The 18,128-nt window shown below is 35.4% G+C and carries 17 protein-coding genes; 12 read left to right on the forward strand and 5 right to left on the reverse strand.

The genetic code is table 11. From position 1 onward, the window contains the following. Positions 1-41: 41 nt before the first annotated feature. Positions 42-944, reverse strand: a complete 903-nt coding sequence (locus tag ACIQXW_RS04795; protein WP_340824840.1) for a LysR family transcriptional regulator — start codon at positions 942-944, stop codon at positions 42-44. A gap of 300 nt (positions 945-1,244) precedes the next feature. On the opposite strand from ACIQXW_RS04795, the gene ACIQXW_RS04800 reads away from it, so the two are divergent. The 3 genes from ACIQXW_RS04800 to ACIQXW_RS04810 all read left to right on the forward strand — a co-directional run bounded on the left by ACIQXW_RS04800 (position 1,245) and on the right by ACIQXW_RS04810 (position 4,467). Then, the gene (locus ACIQXW_RS04800; RefSeq protein WP_172771105.1) at positions 1,245-1,997 is read left to right on the forward strand and encodes an alpha/beta hydrolase; all 753 of its coding nucleotides are present in this window, start codon (positions 1,245-1,247) and stop codon (positions 1,995-1,997) included. Between the two features lie 360 nt (positions 1,998-2,357). Then, entirely contained in the window at positions 2,358-3,707 is a 1,350-nt protein-coding gene (brnQ, locus tag ACIQXW_RS04805; RefSeq protein WP_340824839.1) for a branched-chain amino acid transport system II carrier protein, read from the forward strand. A gap of 127 nt (positions 3,708-3,834) precedes the next feature. Further along, complete coding sequence (locus tag ACIQXW_RS04810; RefSeq protein WP_402760182.1) at positions 3,835-4,467, forward strand: LysE family translocator; 633 nt, start codon at positions 3,835-3,837, stop codon at positions 4,465-4,467. Positions 4,468-4,520: 53 nt separating this feature from the next. Here the strand turns inward: ACIQXW_RS04810 and ACIQXW_RS04815 are convergent, their stop codons facing one another. After that, positions 4,521-5,279 (reverse strand): SDR family oxidoreductase, encoded by a 759-nt coding sequence (locus ACIQXW_RS04815; protein ID WP_401018479.1) that lies wholly within the window; start codon positions 5,277-5,279, stop codon positions 4,521-4,523. A 229-nt stretch (positions 5,280-5,508) separates the two neighbouring features. Between ACIQXW_RS04815 and ACIQXW_RS04820 the strand changes: the two genes are divergently transcribed. Continuing rightward, positions 5,509-6,087 (forward strand): TetR/AcrR family transcriptional regulator, encoded by a 579-nt coding sequence (locus ACIQXW_RS04820; protein WP_401018478.1) that lies wholly within the window; start codon positions 5,509-5,511, stop codon positions 6,085-6,087. A gap of 174 nt (positions 6,088-6,261) precedes the next feature. Here ACIQXW_RS04820 and ACIQXW_RS04825 read toward each other — a convergent pair whose 3' ends face one another. Both ACIQXW_RS04825 and ACIQXW_RS04830 read right to left on the reverse strand, forming a co-directional pair. Then, positions 6,262-7,461, reverse strand: a complete 1,200-nt coding sequence (locus ACIQXW_RS04825; protein WP_402760183.1) for a YhgE/Pip domain-containing protein — start codon at positions 7,459-7,461, stop codon at positions 6,262-6,264. Positions 7,462-7,513: 52 nt separating this feature from the next. Next, a complete protein-coding gene (locus ACIQXW_RS04830) occupies positions 7,514-8,095 on the reverse strand; it encodes a TetR/AcrR family transcriptional regulator (protein ID WP_402760184.1) in 582 nt (193 codons plus the stop codon). A 180-nt stretch (positions 8,096-8,275) separates the two neighbouring features. On the opposite strand from ACIQXW_RS04830, the gene ACIQXW_RS04835 reads away from it, so the two are divergent. From ACIQXW_RS04835 to ACIQXW_RS04870, 8 genes are all read left to right on the forward strand, one after another. Continuing rightward, a complete protein-coding gene (locus ACIQXW_RS04835; RefSeq protein ID WP_340824830.1) occupies positions 8,276-8,596 on the forward strand; it encodes a PadR family transcriptional regulator in 321 nt (106 codons plus the stop codon). Positions 8,597-8,623: 27 nt separating this feature from the next. Next, the gene (locus tag ACIQXW_RS04840; RefSeq protein WP_402760186.1) at positions 8,624-9,154 is read left to right on the forward strand and encodes a DUF2812 domain-containing protein; all 531 of its coding nucleotides are present in this window, start codon (positions 8,624-8,626) and stop codon (positions 9,152-9,154) included. Positions 9,155-9,165: 11 nt separating this feature from the next. Further along, entirely contained in the window at positions 9,166-10,071 is a 906-nt protein-coding gene (locus ACIQXW_RS04845; RefSeq protein WP_401018473.1) for an ABC transporter ATP-binding protein, read from the forward strand. Then, a complete protein-coding gene (locus tag ACIQXW_RS04850) occupies positions 10,049-11,299 on the forward strand; it encodes an ABC transporter permease (protein WP_402760188.1) in 1,251 nt (416 codons plus the stop codon). Before ACIQXW_RS04845 ends, ACIQXW_RS04850 begins: the two co-directional genes overlap by 23 nt. Before the next feature lie 549 nt (positions 11,300-11,848). After that, positions 11,849-13,018 carry a toxic anion resistance protein gene (locus ACIQXW_RS04855; RefSeq protein WP_401018471.1) on the forward strand — a complete coding sequence of 390 codons (1,170 nt, stop codon included), beginning with the start codon at positions 11,849-11,851 and terminating at the stop codon, positions 13,016-13,018. Between the two features lie 340 nt (positions 13,019-13,358). Further along, the gene (locus ACIQXW_RS04860) at positions 13,359-14,336 is read left to right on the forward strand and encodes a LacI family DNA-binding transcriptional regulator (RefSeq protein WP_340824822.1); all 978 of its coding nucleotides are present in this window, start codon (positions 13,359-13,361) and stop codon (positions 14,334-14,336) included. A 298-nt stretch (positions 14,337-14,634) separates the two neighbouring features. Next, complete coding sequence (locus tag ACIQXW_RS04865) at positions 14,635-16,362, forward strand: amidohydrolase family protein (protein WP_402760190.1); 1,728 nt, start codon at positions 14,635-14,637, stop codon at positions 16,360-16,362. A gap of 184 nt (positions 16,363-16,546) precedes the next feature. Continuing rightward, positions 16,547-17,245 (forward strand): YczE/YyaS/YitT family protein, encoded by a 699-nt coding sequence (locus tag ACIQXW_RS04870; protein ID WP_340824820.1) that lies wholly within the window; start codon positions 16,547-16,549, stop codon positions 17,243-17,245. Positions 17,246-17,441: 196 nt separating this feature from the next. Here ACIQXW_RS04870 and ACIQXW_RS04875 read toward each other — a convergent pair whose 3' ends face one another. Further along, positions 17,442-18,041: a TetR/AcrR family transcriptional regulator gene (locus ACIQXW_RS04875; protein WP_401018467.1), complete on the reverse strand. Its 600-nt coding sequence runs from the start codon at positions 18,039-18,041 to the stop codon at positions 17,442-17,444. Between the last annotated feature and the right edge of the window lie 87 nt (positions 18,042-18,128).

Raw genomic sequence — 18,128 nt, forward strand, 5'->3', positions numbered from 1 at the left:
AAATTAAAAGCGGAAGAATGCTATAAAGCAACCTTCCGCTTTTAGTCGTTATTCCTTGAAGGTCCCATTTTCTCATAATAATCAAAGACAAATTTCTGAAATTGTCGTGCGGAAGGGGAAAGGTAACGATTTTCAATCCAAGCCATTCCGATAATACGTTCACAGACCATATCTTCAACATGAATTTTTACGACTTTTTTTGGATTAAGATCTTCATCATCAGGTAGTAGTGATACGCCAAGGCCGGCGCCTACAAATCCCGCAACGGTCGAGACCTCATCTCCCTCATAAGTAATTTTAGGTTTAATGCCCGCTGCGTTTAATAATCGATCTGCAGTACGGCGCAATGCATAGCCTTTTTTCATAAGCACAAAGTTTTCATGCTCAAGTTCCTTCATTGTAATGCTTTTACGATTGGCAAGGTGGTGATCAATTGGCACCATAATGTAAAGCTCATCTCGCCACAGTTCCTTCCAGCATACAGGTGGTTCTGTATTAATAGCTGCAAGTAGGCAAAGATCAAGCTCACCTGCAAGTAATTGCTTTAATTGTGAGTGTGAATAGTTTTGTGTGAAATGAAAGCGGATTTGCGGGTGTTGCTGACGAAAGGCGCGGATCAAATCAGGTACAATACTTGTTCCAAGTGTATGTAAAAAGCCCAGTGACACATCTCCAAGCTCAGGATTATTAAGCTCTTGTAATTCTAAAACTGCCTTTTCATATTCTTTACGCATACGCTGCACTCGATATAAAAACTGTTCTCCATAACGATTTAGCATGATGGAACGTCCTTGGCGGTCAAATAAAGGAACTCCTAATTCCTCCTCAAGCTTAGAGATTGAGCGACTCAGTGCAGGCTGTGAAATCGCTAATACATCCGCAGCACGTGTCATATGTTCAAGCTTTGCTACTGTTGCAAAATACTCCAATTGTTGCCATTCCATTTTTTTCACCTCCAATAATAGTATTACTATTAGTTACCTGCATTATAACGGTAAAAGTATAGGAAGTATAGGCAACGTGGAAAAATTTTATATAGTATAACAAAGGAATTTTAATAAAGTAATTTTTATTATTTTTAACCATCCCTAAATGGTGATTATACAAGGCTTCGACCTCACATCATTCATGCATGAAAGGTATCGAAACGATAAAAACTATAAATTGTACATTATGAATAAAGGGTGTTAAGATAGACACATAAAATACACAAATACAAATTTCCGTGAAGGGGATATTATAAAATGAAGTTATCAAAGCCGCAACCTCTAACAATTGAGGGAGGCAAAAAAGCCGTACTATTACTGCATGGATTTACAGGTAGCACAAAAGATGTGAAAAAGCTAGGGGAATTTTTATCAACACGTGGTTATACTGTTCATGCACCTATCTATAGTGGTCATGGGGTAGAACCAGAAGCCCTACTTGAAACAAAGCCTGAAGACTGGTGGAATGATGTAGTAGAAGGCTACAACTTCCTAAAAAATAAAGGCCATGAAGAAATCGCAGTAGTAGGAATTTCACTTGGCGGTGTCTTTTCGTTAAAAGTAGCAGAGCAATTTCCTGTTAAAGGAGTTGTTGCCATGTGTGCGCCGATAACACGCGATAGCTCAAAAGGATTATTTACACGTTTATATAACTACGCAAGACTATATAAACACTTTGAAAACAAATCAAAAGACCAAATTATCTCTGAATTACATGAATTGCGAATTACACCAAAAGATTCTTTAGATGGCGTTACACGCTTAACTGAAGAAACGCGTGAAGATTTACCAGCTATTAAAGCACCAACTTTAGTACTGCAAGGATTATTAGACGATGAGCTATATCAACAAAGCGCTCCGTTTATTTTAGATACAGTTAAAACAGATGATAAAGAAATTATTTGGTATGAAAATTCAGGTCATATTATCACATTAGATAAAGAACGTGAGAAAGTTTATGAAGACGTGTACAATTTTTTAAACCATATTGAATGGTCTGTTGCAAACTAGGAGCTGTCTTCTGACAGCTCTTTTCATTTTTTACTTTTCCTTATTAGCTAGTAACTGTACAATTAGCAATCAACTACGCAAAAACTATTGTTTTTATAATAAATGCCTGTTACCATAGTGAAATTGTAGTGAAAATTCATTCGATTTAACTTGTTTTAGCAACCCCTCTACTTCTATAAGTGAGACGAACTAAATAGCCACTGAATTAAGTGTAAGCTTAAACTTGTCTGAATCAGGTTAAAGCCCCGGCGGCTATCACAGATTTTTACAAGTGCTTTTCGAGCAAGCGCTAAAAAATCTGGACGTAACTACGCCAAGGTAATTTGCTATAGTTAAACACATCTAAGGAGTACATCAATTATGCAAAAGAAAATACCTTTTTCTACTTATGCAGTCATAGGAACGATGTTATTTGGACTGTATTTTGGAGCGGGGAATCTTATTTTTCCAATTCAACTTGGACAACTTGCAGGAACAAACTTTTGGTTTGCACTGATCGGTTTTTTAGTTACCGCGATCGGTTTGCCATTTTTGGGCATTTTAGCGATTGGTTTATCGGGCAGTAATGGTCTGCGTGATTTAGCGAGCCGTATTCATCCTTTATTTGGCGTTATTTTTTCACTAGCGCTATACTTAACAATCGGTCCCTTTTTTGCAATTCCTCGAACTGCTACAGTACCATTTGTCGTTGGTTTTGAACCGTATATCAATGCGGAATATACAACAATTTTACTAGCTCTGTTTAGCTTTATATTTTTTGCAATAGTTTATTATTTCTCGTTAAATCCGGCGAAGATTATGGACTATATAGGTAAGGTGTTAACACCAGCTTTTTTAGTTGTATTATTTATTTTAATTATTATTAGTATTGTGAAGCCGATGGGTCATTTCCAACAGCCAATCGGTGATTATATCCAGTCTTCCTTTATGACAGGCTTTAAAGAAGGCTACAATACGATGGATGCACTAGCGTCACTAGCATTTGGTATCGTCGTTATCAATGCTATTAAAAGTGCAGGTATTACAGATAGAAAAGAAATTGCCAAAGCAACATGGACATCAGGTATCTTTGCGATGGCATTAATGACACTAATTTACGGGCTTATTACGTATATGGGCGCATCGAGTATAGAGGCTGTCGGAACATTTGAAAATGGTGGATTGATTTTCGCAGCAGTAGCTGACCATTATTTTGGCTCATTTGGTGCGATTTTATTGGCTGTAATTATTGTGCTAGCTTGTTTAAAAACAAGTATTGGCTTAATTACTTCTTGTAGTGAATTTTTCCATGAAGTTTTCCCAAAAATAAGCTATAAATGGTTTGTTTTCATTTTGTGTGTTGTGTCATTTTCAATTGCCAACTTTGGTTTAAATAATATTATTCAATTTGCGATTCCAGTGTTGATGTTCTTATATCCACTTGCGATTGTCCTTATTTTACTTGCTTTAAGCTCTTCGCTATTTAACAATAAGCAAACAGTTTATGCATCTGCGATGTTCTTAACATTTTTCGTTAGCCTAATCGATGGCTACAATGCACTCGTTAATAGTATTCCAGGTGCAAAATTAAGCCTGTTGGATTCAGTAGCGGAGTTGTATTCAAATGTTTTACCTTTGTATAATATCGGTTTAGGCTGGATTTTACCGGCTGTAATTGGTGTCATTATTGGATTAGCAATGCCATCAAGAAAAGTATCAACAATTAACTAACATATAAGAAAGCACACACATAATAAATGATGGATGTGTGTGCTTTTATTTGTAAAAATATTATATGCAGAAAATTTATTCAATTTAATTTATAATGATACTTAGTATTGTTTTAAGGAGTGAGCATATGCATGAGATTTGGATGTTTACAGCAGTGGCATTGATGATTGTGATGGTGCCGGGAGTGGATTCGCTTCTAGTGTTAAAAAATACAATCATCCATGGAAAGAAAGCAGGTTTTTTTACAATGTTGGGGATTATTCTTGCTCTTGTAGTTTGGACAACCCTTGCTGTACTTGGGCTAGCTACGATTATCTCAAAATCAATGGTCGTATTTTTAGCGATAAAATATGCAGGTGCCGCGTATTTAATATATTTAGGCATTCAATCTTGGCGTGCAAGGGCACAAAATATGATATTACAAGAAGAGCGACCTTTACAGGAAGATCCAGAAAAAAATGTATCGCTTAGCTGTATGACCCAAGGCATTACGACTGATCTATTAAACCCAAAAACATTGCTATTATATGTAACGTTAATGCCTCAATTTATTCAGCCAAATTTTAATATAAACTCTCAATTAATCGTGTTAGCAGGCATATTAATCGCGTTATCAATTGTTTGGTTGGGCATTGTGATACTCGTTATGAATGTCATCCGAAAATGGTTTATGAAACAGACGGTGCAGGCAATATTTAATAAAATTGCGGGTGTTATGTTAGTAGGAATTGGCATACGTATTGCAACTGAAAAAGTATAGAGCGAGAAAAATGCACGCAAAGGTATATTCCTTTGCGTGCATTTTAAATAGGCTTAGTAAGCAGTCCATCCACCATCAACGGCAATGATTTGTCCATTCACAAAGCTTGCTTCATCTGAGCCTAAGAAAATAGCAAGTTGTGCAATTTCTTCGGGTTGTCCAGCACGTGGATTGATTGCTAATCCTAGTGACTGACGAGCCGCACCAACTTCGCTCATATTAGTCATTGATGCAGCGATATTTGTCATAACAGCACCTGGTGCAATACCATTACAACGAATGTTTTGGTTTGCATACATAAATGCTGTATTTTTTGTTAAACCAACTACGGCATGTTTAGATGCAGTATAGGCAGCACCAGCACGAGCACCGTATAATCCGCCAGCAGAAATATTATTAACGAAAACACCATGTCCTTGCTCAAGGAAAATCTTTGTTGCCATGCGCATTGAACGCATAACAGCAGTTGTGTTTACGGCAAATACTTTATCCCAACGCTCGTCAGAAATCTCACCGACAGGCTCCATTCCATCCATAATGCCCGCATTGTTAACTAAAATATCTAATTTACCATATGCATTTTTTGTTTCATCGAATAAGCGTTGCATGTCCTCAGTCGAAGCAACATTTGTTTGTATAGCAATAGCTGTGCCGCCATTTGCTTGAATACCATCAGCAACAGTCTGTGCACCGTCTAAATTTAAATCTGATACAACAACTTGAGCACCTTCTTTTGCATAACCTTCTGCAATTGCTTTTCCCATACCTGAAGCTGCACCTGTAACGATTGCTACTTTACCTTCTAATCTCATGTCAAAAGACCTCCTATTAGATCGAATTTTCCTGAGGACAAAGTTACTTTGTCCTAAAGCTTAACCAGAAATAAATAGACACTCGCATCTACTACTTCTGATTATGTATTGAACATGTGTTCATTAAAATATTATAATACTCATGTAAGCGATTTCAATATGCAGAATTCGTAGAACTGTTCAGTAATCAACACATTTAAATTATTTGTTTAATATGGGGGTGAAAATTTTGACCGTTAACGATTTGCGGGTAGTAAAAACAAAGCAAGCGTTACATAATGCATTGCTTACTTTGTTAAGCGACAAACCGTTAGAAAATATCTCGATTGCGGAAATATGCCGTGTAGCAAAAGTGAATAGGGGCACATTTTATTTACATTATGAACAAAAAGAGAAGCTGTTTGAGGAATACTTTCAAGAAATTGTGGAGGATTTATATAATTCCTATGAGGAACCATACCGTGCTGCATCGACCATTATTAAAAATGAGCTGGATCCAAATACAATTCGAATTTTTCATCATATAGAACGGTTTAAACGATTTTATCGAATCGTCTTTTCAAAAAATGTACCGCTAACCTATTATTATATGTTATTTAATGAAATTCAATCACTTTTAAAAAGAGACTTAGCACAAAATAAAATAGGCAAAATAACAACTGACTTTTATAGTGCCTATCAAGCAAATGCAATTATCGGCATGATTATTGAGTGGTATCGGCATGATTTTGCCGAAAGTGCTAGTGAACTAAATCAGCAGTTTGCGGCAATTTTACGTTTTGAAGAAAGTTACGACAATCGCCGGTAATCCACGGTAAAACGCCGGTAAATCCAGGGGAATCGCCGGTAATCACGGAGAAATCGCCGATAAACTCATGCCAATCTCCGGTAAAACATAGTAAAAAGAGTTAGATTGATAGCAGTCAATCTAACTCTTTTTTTCTTATAGCTTAGCCTTTTTTTCTTATAGCTTAGCCTTTTTTTATTGTGGTGTAGTTGCGCTTAATTTTTGTTCCATTTTAGGTCTTTTTAGGGCAACCGCAACAGTAGCAACAACGAGTGTGACAGCAATGATAATAGCTAACGAACTACTATTATGAATTAGACTTTCAGAGCTACCTCCAAATATTATTGTATAATAGCCATCAGCCCCGTAAGTTGCTGGCAGAAGAGAAGCGACACGATGGTAAAAGTCTGAAAGCATTGCATTCGGAACGAGTACGCCAGATGTGACAAGTTGTAAGGAAAGTGCGCAAATATTAAAGACCATGCCGAGATTACCAAATACAATGACAAAGACCTGTGCTAAACATAGAAAAGCCCAAAACATGAAAGCTTGGAATAGATATATAGTGAAAAAGCTTTCGTTACTTGAAATTGTAAATAAATGCATCAATCCTATTGTTAGTAATGGAAGAATAAAAGCAACGGCAATATTTACAAGCTGTCTAGCAAAAAATAAAGACCATTTCGAAACAGTATGCTGTACGATTTCAGCTGCCTGCTGATGTTGCATAATCATCACCATTGCACCGACAAATGATGAAATAATAACCATTAACGGTACGAAATTTGCCGAAAAGCCTTTGACGTCATTCGTTTTAATAATAGTAGATTCAACTGTTCGGTCTTTTACACCCATAATGGTTGAAGCAACAGTATCTTGAACTTGAAGGGCTGTATTTTGTTCTAAAGGAAGCTGTGCAAACTGTTGTGAAAATGCCTTTATCATCTCTCCTTGCTGTACAGGGTACAGGCTATGATTGACTTCTTCTGTAGCTTGCTTTGCTACGCTCTCCATCATTGTTTTGGCAAGGCTTGCGTTCGCTTGATTTATGGAATAAACAATTTTAGCTTCTTCTCCAGCCTGTAACTGGGCAGAAAAATCAGCAGGTATGTGAATAATCATATTTATATGTCGCTGATCCAAATCTTTTTCTGCCTTTTTAATCGAGGTGAACTCTTTCGTAGCAAAAGGCAATGATTCTTTCAATCCGCTAATGACTTCTTGACCAACAGCTGAATCTTCACTAATCAAGCCAATCGTTAAGTTATCTGCTCTATCACTTATGCCGTCGTATGCGGTCATCCAGATAGAAAAAAATATTAATTGAAATGCAATCGTAGCGGCAATACCAATATAAGTTTCGCGAATTTTAAATAAAGCTTGTAATCCTTTCATTATAAACCTCCTATAAGTAAGTACTTACTTGCACCTCTGAGAAAAATTTTTTCTAGGAAATTAATCCCCTAGAAAAAATTGCAACACTTGTGTTAATCAGTTCTTCAGTTGGAAGGGTAGAAACGGTCGTACCTAATCGAGCGCGTGAAATAAAGTGACCGAAATTAAGGGCAATAAGAGAAAGTGCAGCGGCTTCATAGTTGACCTCACGGATTTTCCCTTTATAGTGCATCTCCTCAAAATATTGAATTAACTCATTTTTGAAGATGAGGGGAACATTAGCTATTTCATTACTGATTTCTGGAAATTGCATTGATTCCTTAAAGCCAATCATCACAAGGTCCTTTATGGACATCATATATTCAAAATATTTCATTGAAAAATGGTTTAAATCTGTTTCTAAATCCCATGTAACCTCTTCATGCATCATTTTTTGCAAAATAGGGTTGTAAGAAAATCTGTCCACAATGGTCTTCAAAATCCCTTGTTTATTGCCAAAGTGGCGAAAAATCGTTACTTCATTGACCTGTGCTAAGTCGGCAATTGCCTTCGTTGTCGCTGCGGTGTAGCCCTTTTCACTTATTAGCTGTATGGCTGCTTCAATAATTCGTTCTGCTGTTTCTTTCGTTGTCAATAAAATACATCCTCCAATGCAAGTGATTACTTACATATTAACATGAGTGATTTGTATTAGCAATAGCTCAAAAAGAATCATTCGCCAGTTTTGGCATTGACAACTATATCGGGCGCTGATATATTTTATTTATATCGTCAGTCGATATATTGTTTGGCGATATAGAGGGAGGTATTTTTTATGACACAAACACAGGAATATCCGCCTTTAACAGAAGGTGTTTATTATATTTTATTAGCATTATTCGAAGCTCGTCATGGCTATGGCATTATGCAATTAGTCGAGGAAATGAGTAAAGGTCGTGTTCGTCTTGGCGCAGGTACGATATATGGCGCTATTAAAACATTGTTGGAACGACAATGGATAGAAGCATTAGATGGTGATGGTCGTAAGAAGGAATATATAATTACGGAAAGTGGGAAAAATGTAATAGAATATGAAATTTTACGATTAAGGGAACTTTTTGACAATGGTATCCGTATAACAAATGGGAAAGCTTAAAACGCATTTTTTATAAGAGGTGTTGATATGAAAAAAATTAAATTTCGCTTTTTTCTGGACTATGAAAAAGAAGAGAAATGGGTCAATAAAATGGCCGAACAAGGATGGCATTTACGAAAGAATATAATCAGCTTCTTTGTATTTGAACAAGGCGAGCCTGGAAAATATATTTATCGTAATGAATTGGTAGTAGGTGAAAAGAAAGATTATTGTGAATTTTTAGAGTCGTTAAATATTGAATGTGTTTCTAAATTCGGTGTTTGGGCATATTATCGTAAAGAAGCAGCTGATGGAGCATTTGAATTATACTCAGATGCACCTTCTAAAATAAAATATTTAAAATCAATTAGTAGGCTGTTTATTCCAGTTGCCATTCTAAGTGTTTTAATAGGATTTTTCAATATATTCACGGGGCTTACAGCATCTCCAACAACGTTTATATCTATTAATCTTGGTTTTTTAAATGTATTTTTAGGGGTTTTAATGTATGTACCAATTAGAAAAATTCAAAGGCGCAAAAAGCATCTAGAACATGATTTACATATATTTGAGGGGTAAGGAGGATAAATATGACATTACAATTACAGCAGGTCACAAAAAAATACAAAGATTTCACAGCGGTTGATAATTTAAATTTCACGATTGAAAAAGGGGAAATTTTTGGATTAATTGGTCAAAATGGTGCAGGAAAGACAACGACATTCCGTATGATTTTAGACTTGCAGGAAACTACAGCAGGCACAATATCATGGAATGGAAAGCCTGTGAATTCAATAAACCGTGACGTCCTTGGTTATTTACCAGAGGAACGTGGAATTTTCCCAACAATGAAGGTTGAGGAGCAGCTCTACTTTTTCGGAGAGCTACGAGGCATGAAAAAAGCAGAGCTTAAGAGGGATATTGATTTCTGGATTAGCCGTTTTGATTTAGAAGAAAAACGCAAAGATAAAGCGGAGACGTTGTCTAAAGGAAATCAACAAAAGGTACAGTTAATTGCAAGCTTTATTCATAAACCACAATTTTTAATTTTAGATGAGCCTTTTAGTGGTCTTGACCCAGTGAATAAAGATTTACTGAAAGATGCCATTTTACTGCTAAAAGAACAAGGAACAACGATTTTATTTTCGAGTCACCAAATGGATAATGTCGAAGAACTTTGTGATCACTTATGTCTTCTGAAGCGGGGAGTATCACTTTTTTCCGGCAGTTTATTAGATTTAAAGAAACAGTATGGCAAAACGAAGCTGTCTGTACGAACTGATTATTCTACTACGGAGTTACTTCAGCTCGAAGGTGTTAAAGACATACGTGTGGAAAAAGAGCAAACAGTGTTAATGCTCGAGGATGAGCATTATGCAGAAAGTATTTTCCAACGTTTATCTGCTGGTAAGTACATCGAAAAATTTAGCTTAGACTATTTAACACTGGATGAAATTTTTAAAGATAAGGTAGGTGGCAGCGTTGTCGAAGTTTAGTTTGTTAATGAAGCAATTATATAGATCAAAATTGAAATCAAAATCATTTATTTTAATGACGCTTCTATACGTGCTTGCAATGTCTGTTGCTATTTTTTGGTCAGATATTAAAGAGCTCTTCACAGGGAACGATGAAGCACAGCAAATCGCAATTGTTAATGATACGACAGCAGATTTAAGTGGAATCTTTGTGTCTAATAGTGATATGGCGTTTATTCAAGATGAGACAAATCTAGAGAAGTTAGAGCAAAAAGTAAAAGATGGGGAACTTGCTGCTATTGTTGAAGTGAGTGATCAGAACGGTCAGTTGCATGCAGAAATTTCAACGTTTAAACCTTTGAAATTAAATGATCAATCGACGATATCTTCTTTATTGCAATATGCTGGACAGCATTACGCTGTACAAAAACTATCCCTATCGTCAGAGCAGGCAGCTCAAATAATGGCTGCCAAAACGATTATTTCAAATAAAAATTTAAATGAAGAAACTACTGGTGGAAAAAGTGAGGAAGAGAAACAATCAGGGCTATGGGTATCCTATGCTGTCGGCATTTTAATTTACTTCTTTATTTCCACATTCTTATCGATGATTACAACTGAAATTGCTTCTGAAAAAGGCTCACGCGCTATGGAAATGCTATTAGTAAGTGTGAAACCTGCCACGCATTTTAAAGCAAAAATTGCAGGTGTCCTGCTACTTGCAATGACACAAATGGCGATTATTGCAGTTGTCTTCCTTTTCTATGCAAAGTTCGCGAAAGACGGCGTTATTTGGGAAATGGCAGCAAGTATTGTTAAGGAATTATCGCTTGGATATGTGCTTTATGCAATCCTGTTTTTACTGTTAACAATTGTTTTATACTTGATTGTTGGCGCATTATTCGGCTCATTGGTGTCTAAAGTAGAGGAAGCAGGTCAAGTGCTAATGCCTGCAATGATGATTACCTTAATTGGCTTTTATGTAATGCTTTCGGGAATTGGTAATCCCGATACAATTATTATTAAAGTTTTCTCTTATATTCCTTTCACATCGGGTATGGTAATGCCAATGCGTATTGGAGCGACAGATATAGGTATGATTGAGCCTTTACTATCACTTGGCATTTTAGTAGTGACAATTATTGTTGCATATTTATTTAGCTTATCATTCTACAAACGTAGCGTCTTAACATATAGTACAGGCGGCGTGATTCAAAAGTTCAAAACGGTATTAAAAGTAACAACATAATGATGGAAAGCAGCTATTTAAAAGTAGCTGCTTTTTAAATAAAGAAAACGGTAATTCCCGTTCTAATCACTCCCTTAGAGCAGACACGGCTCCAACTAATTTTAAGCTTATCTGTTCCTGCTGAAGTGTCACGCTTGCCACGCTAATCAACGTGTATAATTAACTGAAATAATTGGTACTACTAACCTGCACACAAAGGAAACGGGGCAACTTTTATAAATGCAACATGGTTAAAGTAGATGAGTTCTCTAAGCTATTGCTTGCAGTCTGACAGCCATTGGGATATGGCTGTTTTCGACATCAATATACTAATTTTTAGAAAAGATGTAAGACGAAGTGAAGATTCAGTCGAATTTTTAGTTCAAACAGGCTATAATTTGAGGAGAAGGAATGATGGACTGCTCTGTGAAAGAGCTAAATACTACGCATTTAAACTGCCCATTAGACCGAAACTTTAACTAAATCGAACGTGTATTGGTAAAACAGATGAAACTTTTTCATCTACTAATCGTATGTAATAGAAGAGATTAATCGCAGGGGGTATTACTTATGTCTGAAATGAACAATGACCTATTTAAATCAAAAGATCCATTCGCAACTGAAAAACCACTACTACAACCTAACCCATTAATGCAAGCTGAACCATTGCAAACACCGACATTGATTTCTGAGCAAGAACTATCACAAATTGCTCAAAATCAGCTTGCTTTAAAGAAGGATCCAGAGGTTCATGCACTTGCTCAAAAAATTGATGTAAAAGACCAAATCGCTATGTTAGAGCTAGGAAAAGAAACGGCGAATGGCATTTCTACATTTTCAGATAAAATGCTGGCAACAATGAGAGCTAGTAAGCTGGAAGAATCCAGTGTATTGTTAAATAATTTAAATAAAGTGATGGATAAATTCGATCCGCAAGATTTTGCAGAACAGAAAAAAGCGGGCTTTCTTACAAAGCTGTTTAGCAAAGGAAAAGAACAATTAGAAAGATTTTTATCTAAATATGACAGCATGAATAAAGAAGTTGATGTAATTTATCGTGAAATTCAAAAGTATGAAGTTGAAATGAAACGTAATACTATCGACTTGGAAAACTTATATGACCAAAACTTAGATTATTTCCAAACATTAAGTAAATTTGTTGCGGCGATTGAAGTAAAGGCAGATGAAGTTCGTGCTGCATTACCAATGTTAGAGCAAAAAGCGCAAACAGGTGACCAACTAGCTGCAATGGAATTTGAAACGATGCAACGTGCTGTAGAATTACTTGAGCAACGACGTTATGATTTAGAAATGGCACAGCAAGTATCGTTCCAATCTGCACCACAAATTCGCTTAATGCAGCAAGGTAATAATCATCTAATCGGTAAAATAAACTCTGCATTTGTAACGACTATTCCAATTTTTAAACAAGGTTTAATCCACGCAGTAACATTAAAGCGCCAAAAGCTTATCTCAGATTCAATGAGTGAACTGGATCGCCGCACAAATGAAATGCTTGTGCGCAATGCAGAAAACATTAGCAAAAACAGTGTCAATATTGCACGTGCTGCTGGTAGCCCAAGCATTAAAATCGAAACTATTGAAACAACATGGCAAACAATTATGGCAGGTATTCAAGAAACAAAGCAAATTCAAGCAGAAACTGCGAGAAACCGCGAGGAAGGCCGCAAACGTATCGAAAAATTACAGCTTGAATATGAAAAATTAAAAAAAATGTAATGATTGCATAGACTGTCATCAAACTCGAAAACATATGGAGTTTGTTGACAGTCTTTTTTTATTAAATATTTGTTGAACTTGAGATGATTCCATTGCACTTAAAAAATCTTGCTATATTTTGGGGAATACTACTACTTTAAAAGTTAATAAGTACAACATTATATTTTCATATAGTGAGTCCGACGAGTAACTTTAAGTGCAAAAAATGCATTCAAAGTTACAACTATTTTGGAATAATGTACAGAATTTTCTTGCAATTAAGTTATTAACATGATATTTTGTTTTTATAAAAGGTTAAACGATTTACTAAAACGTTTAACTAAAGGCAAGGAGATTTGATATGACAACTCTGAAAGATATTGCAGAACACGCTAATGTAAGCGCTTGTACCGTTTCTAGATATTTAAACCAAAATATTGTTGTGAAAAAAGAAACAGAGGAAAGAATCCAACTCGCCATTAAAGAACTGGGATATGTACCAAATGTAGTTGCAAAAGCATTAAAGCGTAAGGAAACTACGAATGTTGCGGTGATCTTACCAAAGATTAATAGTCTTTATTATTCTGAGATCACTTCTGGAATCAGTCAAACTTTAGGAAAACATCATTATAATTTATTTATTTATGAAGTAGACAATTTAAATTTAAGTGAAAATGAAATACTACAACTTATGCGTGAAAATATGGTAGCTGGAATTATCATTATTGGGTTATTTTCTGACCTATCATTTAAAGATAATATTCCTAGTTTTTTAGAATGTGGTATTCCTGTTGTCTATGCAAATAGATGTATTCCGTACTCCGGTTTTCCATTAGTGTATCCGGATTTAACCAAAGCAGGTAGGATAGGGGCAGAATATCTATTTTCAAAAGGTAAAAATAAATTAGCTTTAGTTCATAAAAAGTTGCCTAACGATGTACTTGAATTATTCTTGGAAGGAATTAGTCAAGCAAGCAAGTATGAGCAAAAGCCTTTAATTATAGAAATCGACGATAATATGAATTTATCAAAAGATTGTGTGCCAATTCTTCTTGAAAACAATATTGATGGTGCATTTGTCCTGAATGAATTGAGTGCAGTTTATTTAACTAAGGCATTAGTTCATCGTGATGTTCGGATATGTGAGGATCTTGCTGTTTTGAGTTTGGGGAATTCTCTATTGTCACAAATTTCTACACCTGAGCTAACTTGTGTAGATTTGCAGAACCAGGAATTAGGCATAAGAAGTGCTGAGATTATTCTGAGCGAAATTCAAAAAGAAAAGTTTGAGCCAGTAACTATATTAGAACCGTTTATTGTTGAACGGAAATCTTCATGATTTTTGTAAGATAAATTTAAATAGAAGCAAATATAAGGAACTATTGGTTAAACGTTTAACTATTTTTCATTTATTAAAAAGATTTTCTAAATTAGTTAAACGTTTAACCAATTTAATCTAAAGTTAATGTACCAACGTGGTTAAACGATTAACAAAAGAAATACATCTATTTAGTTAATCGTTTAACCACTCTATTAAAGCAATTAGTTAATCGTTTAACTAATAAGTTATTTTCGATAGGTTAAGAGCACTGCTCTTCTTATAAAACATCAATATATGACGAAAGGGAGAACGAACTATGAAACAAAAAGAGACGAATCATCTTGAGAAAGTCCGGGATATTTACGAGATTTTAAACGGTAGAATGGAAGCAGATCTGCTTATTAAAAATGTGAATATTTTGGATGTGCATGGGGAAACGGTCTATCAAGGGTCTTTACTAATCTATGATAAGCGTATTGTAGCTCTAAATCCAGATGAATCAATCGCTAAAGTAAAAGAAGTATTTGAAGGACAAGGGCTATACGCTATTCCAGGATTAATAGATGCACATTTGCATTTTGAATCTCAGCTGGCTCATCCAGTAGCCTTGGGCGAAGCAATGGTCCCTAATGGAACAACGACAATATTTGCTGAAACCTTAGATCTTCTAAGTGCAGCTGGTGAGGATGGGGTAAGAGCGGCTCAAGGTCTATTCCGTGATTATGAAAAATTGCCCTACAGATTATATGCATTTGCCCCTGGAAAGAAAGTAGCAGCATCGGTAACGGAGGAAGTCTTAAATATGGAGCCAGTAATCGGGCTAGGCGAATTTGAACATTTTACTTATAGTAAGGGGGATGAGGATGACTTCCTGAAGGCTTCCTGGGTAAGAGAAAAAGGGGGATTTATGAACGGGCATTGGGGCTTGACTGCTCTTCCAGATATGATCTTAAATTATTTACCTGCCATTGGTACATCCAATAATCATGATGTTTGGAATGGGGACGATATTGAGAAAAGTATTCGTTACGGTTTTCCAACCCAAATTAAGTTTGGTGTAGGGAGCAGTGAAGTAATAAAAACATTGCTTCGTTCCATTGTAGACCGTAAATTTCCAACCGATAATTTTATGTTATGTACGGATAATATCTCAATTGAAAGGTTACTTAAGATGGGGCATATGGATTGGATTATCTCACTCTGTACGGAGATGGGGATCAGCCCGATAAAAGCTATTAAAATGGCAACATTAAATACAGCCAAATCCTACCACATGGAAGATAAAATTGGATCTTTAACACCTGGGCGTTTTGCAGACATTGTATTGACAGACAGCTTATCGAAAATAAATCCACTTTATGTATTTAAAGATGGTGAATTGATTGCACAAGACAAAAAATTATTAAAGAAAATCGAGATAGACTACTCTTCCATGTGTACGGAGGGTGTACAGGGGTTAGAGGACTTAACACCGGCTGAGTTAGACATTGTACCTTTTGAAGTTTCCGAAGATGGGACAAAAGCAAAAGTCTATTTATTTGATGTATATGGGCGAGGTCATGAAAAGTTTTACCAAGAAATTTGGGTACCAATAGTAAATGGCAAGATTATTCCGGAATATCAAGGAGAGAAATTAAGCCGCCTGTCTGTTATCCAACGATATGCAGATGGAAAACGCCATGTTGTAAATGGATTATTTAAAGGTGTTTATATCGAACATGGTGCAGTAGCAACTTTCTGGTCAGCGCCATCACCATATTTCGTTGTAGTTGGACAGGAAAGTGAAGAGATGTGCTTCTGTGCAAAAGAAGTTGATAAATATTCTGGAGCATGTATTGTATCAGACGATAAAGCGATTAAAAGTGTGATGCCTCTTGAAATTTATGGCGCCATGGCTAATATGACTGTGGATGAATTAACCAATAGTGCTGACGCCATTGATGCAGCTTTGGAAGAAATGGGTAACCGCAACGAAGGGGAGCCGGTAGTGAATAAACTTTTAAGTTTGTTTATTTCTCTGCATCGTTTCCGCATCATGAAATAAGACTCAATAAATCCTGTGCATATTACTTACACCTTATTTAGGCTGTTTAGAGAAACATTTTAATGATACATGTTCGGTGAGAAAATTATTTTCTACCAAGAGGCACTAGTGCTAAATGTTCCACTCAAGATTTACATGATTGGCAATACTATAAAATTTCACAAGGGGTAAAGGGAGGATTTTTATGCAAAATGAAAGCGTTTTAAAATCCGATAAAAACAGTTTAATAAAAAGATGGATTGTATATATCATTGGAATATATATATTGTCAATTGGTGTTAGTTTAGCAATAACAGCGGGGATTGGCATTTCACCTCAAAGTGCCTTTCAAAGAGTTTTTGTTGTGCATTTTGATTGGTTAACACAGGGAAAGGCAAATTTCATTTTAGAGTGTATCATGTTAGTGTTGGCATTTTTAGTCTACAGAAAGGGTTTTAAGTTATACCATATTATGGGGCTTGTTGCTTCGGCGATATTTGCAGTTTTTTTAGATTTCAATCTATCTCTTACATTTACTTACCTCAATCTTCCTGAGTATTGGACGAAATTTTTAACACTTGTTATTGGAGATGCATTTTTAGCTTTTGGTGTATTCCTTATGCTTCAATCTAAAGTTGTTCTAATGCCTATTGATAATTTCGTTAATGCTGTTCAACTAAGGACTGGATTTAAATGGGGGAATGTTAAAACGTGCTTTGATTTGACTTTACTTGCTTTAGCACTAATCTTCGGTCTTATTTTAGCAGGTAAAATTATGTTTATTCGAGAAGGCACAGTTTTAAACGCTATACTTGTTGGACAATATATTAAACTATTTACTTACATGTACAAAAGAAATAAGGAAAAAAAAGGATTTGAAATTACTCAACCGATAGCAAAATAATTCAATTGCAAAAATAATAAACATAAACTAACTCCCCAAAGCAGCTTAATTTTGAGGAGTTTTTTATTATGATCCAACGGCTTTACTGAAAATATTAGCAAATGCATGTCAATATCGGCATAACTATTTAAAAGCTAATGGATTTCTAATATAAGATTTATTTTTCTTCATAGGCTCTGTTTTTTTAATTTTTTAGCTAGTTTCGAAGACTTGTTATGAGTTGTTTTATTAAGGGTTTTCCTAAATCCTCTAATTTTGCATTATCTAATTGCAAACCCCAATAATAAATGGCTCCCATCAAACTTTGTACAATCATCTGAAAAAATTTTTCCGTAGAATCAAAGTGTCGAATTGAATGATCTTCTTTTCCTTCTTCAATTATTTGGTGAAGAATGACATACAGTTTACGATTTTCATTTGTGAAAAAAGTATGCTCATTACTTATGATGGCTGCGGAGTAAATAACCCGCATTAAATCCTTTCCCATCTCTTCCTCAATACAACGGAATACAGCTAGACAGAAGGCTTCCAGTCGTTCTATTGCTAAAGTATATTGTTGCTTCAATTCCTCATAGATATGTACATAGCTTTTGTCCATTTCCATAAAACGCATCATGAAAATGCTTGATTTAGATGGGAAATGTTGATAAAAGGACCCCTTTGATGTTTTACTTTCCTTGACAATTCGATCCACAGAAACATTATCGTAGCCAAGCGTTTTAAATAATTCGAGTGCTACGGTCATGATATGAAGTTGTGTTTGAATGCCTTTTGTTGTTTTATTCTCTAAATCCATTATGTTTCGCTCCTTAAAGAAATAATTTTCTAAAATGTTTGACTATTATTTATTCTCATTATATCATCAGACTATAGTCTAGTCTAA

Origin of the sequence: Lysinibacillus sp. NPDC097162, from assembly GCF_044762185.1 — a bacterium.
In the GTDB taxonomy this organism is placed as follows: Bacteria; Bacillota; Bacilli; order Bacillales_A; family Planococcaceae; genus Lysinibacillus.

Coding starts and splice junctions, on each gene's coding strand:
- ACIQXW_RS04795 (WP_340824840.1), bottom strand. CDS start 944: ATGGAATGGCAACAATTGGAGTATTTTGCAACAGTAGCAAAGCTTGAA.
- ACIQXW_RS04800 (WP_172771105.1), top strand. CDS start 1,245: ATGAAGTTATCAAAGCCGCAACCTCTAACAATTGAGGGAGGCAAAAAA.
- brnQ (WP_340824839.1), top strand. CDS start 2,358: ATGCAAAAGAAAATACCTTTTTCTACTTATGCAGTCATAGGAACGATG.
- ACIQXW_RS04810 (WP_402760182.1), top strand. CDS start 3,835: ATGCATGAGATTTGGATGTTTACAGCAGTGGCATTGATGATTGTGATG.
- ACIQXW_RS04815 (WP_401018479.1), bottom strand. CDS start 5,279: ATGAGATTAGAAGGTAAAGTAGCAATCGTTACAGGTGCAGCTTCAGGT.
- ACIQXW_RS04825 (WP_402760183.1), bottom strand. CDS start 7,461: ATGAAAGGATTACAAGCTTTATTTAAAATTCGCGAAACTTATATTGGT.
- ACIQXW_RS04835 (WP_340824830.1), top strand. CDS start 8,276: ATGACACAAACACAGGAATATCCGCCTTTAACAGAAGGTGTTTATTAT.
- ACIQXW_RS04840 (WP_402760186.1), top strand. CDS start 8,624: ATGAAAAAAATTAAATTTCGCTTTTTTCTGGACTATGAAAAAGAAGAG.
- ACIQXW_RS04845 (WP_401018473.1), top strand. CDS start 9,166: ATGACATTACAATTACAGCAGGTCACAAAAAAATACAAAGATTTCACA.
- ACIQXW_RS04855 (WP_401018471.1), top strand. CDS start 11,849: ATGTCTGAAATGAACAATGACCTATTTAAATCAAAAGATCCATTCGCA.
- ACIQXW_RS04860 (WP_340824822.1), top strand. CDS start 13,359: ATGACAACTCTGAAAGATATTGCAGAACACGCTAATGTAAGCGCTTGT.
- ACIQXW_RS04865 (WP_402760190.1), top strand. CDS start 14,635: ATGAAACAAAAAGAGACGAATCATCTTGAGAAAGTCCGGGATATTTAC.
- ACIQXW_RS04870 (WP_340824820.1), top strand. CDS start 16,547: ATGCAAAATGAAAGCGTTTTAAAATCCGATAAAAACAGTTTAATAAAA.
- ACIQXW_RS04875 (WP_401018467.1), bottom strand. CDS start 18,041: ATGGATTTAGAGAATAAAACAACAAAAGGCATTCAAACACAACTTCAT.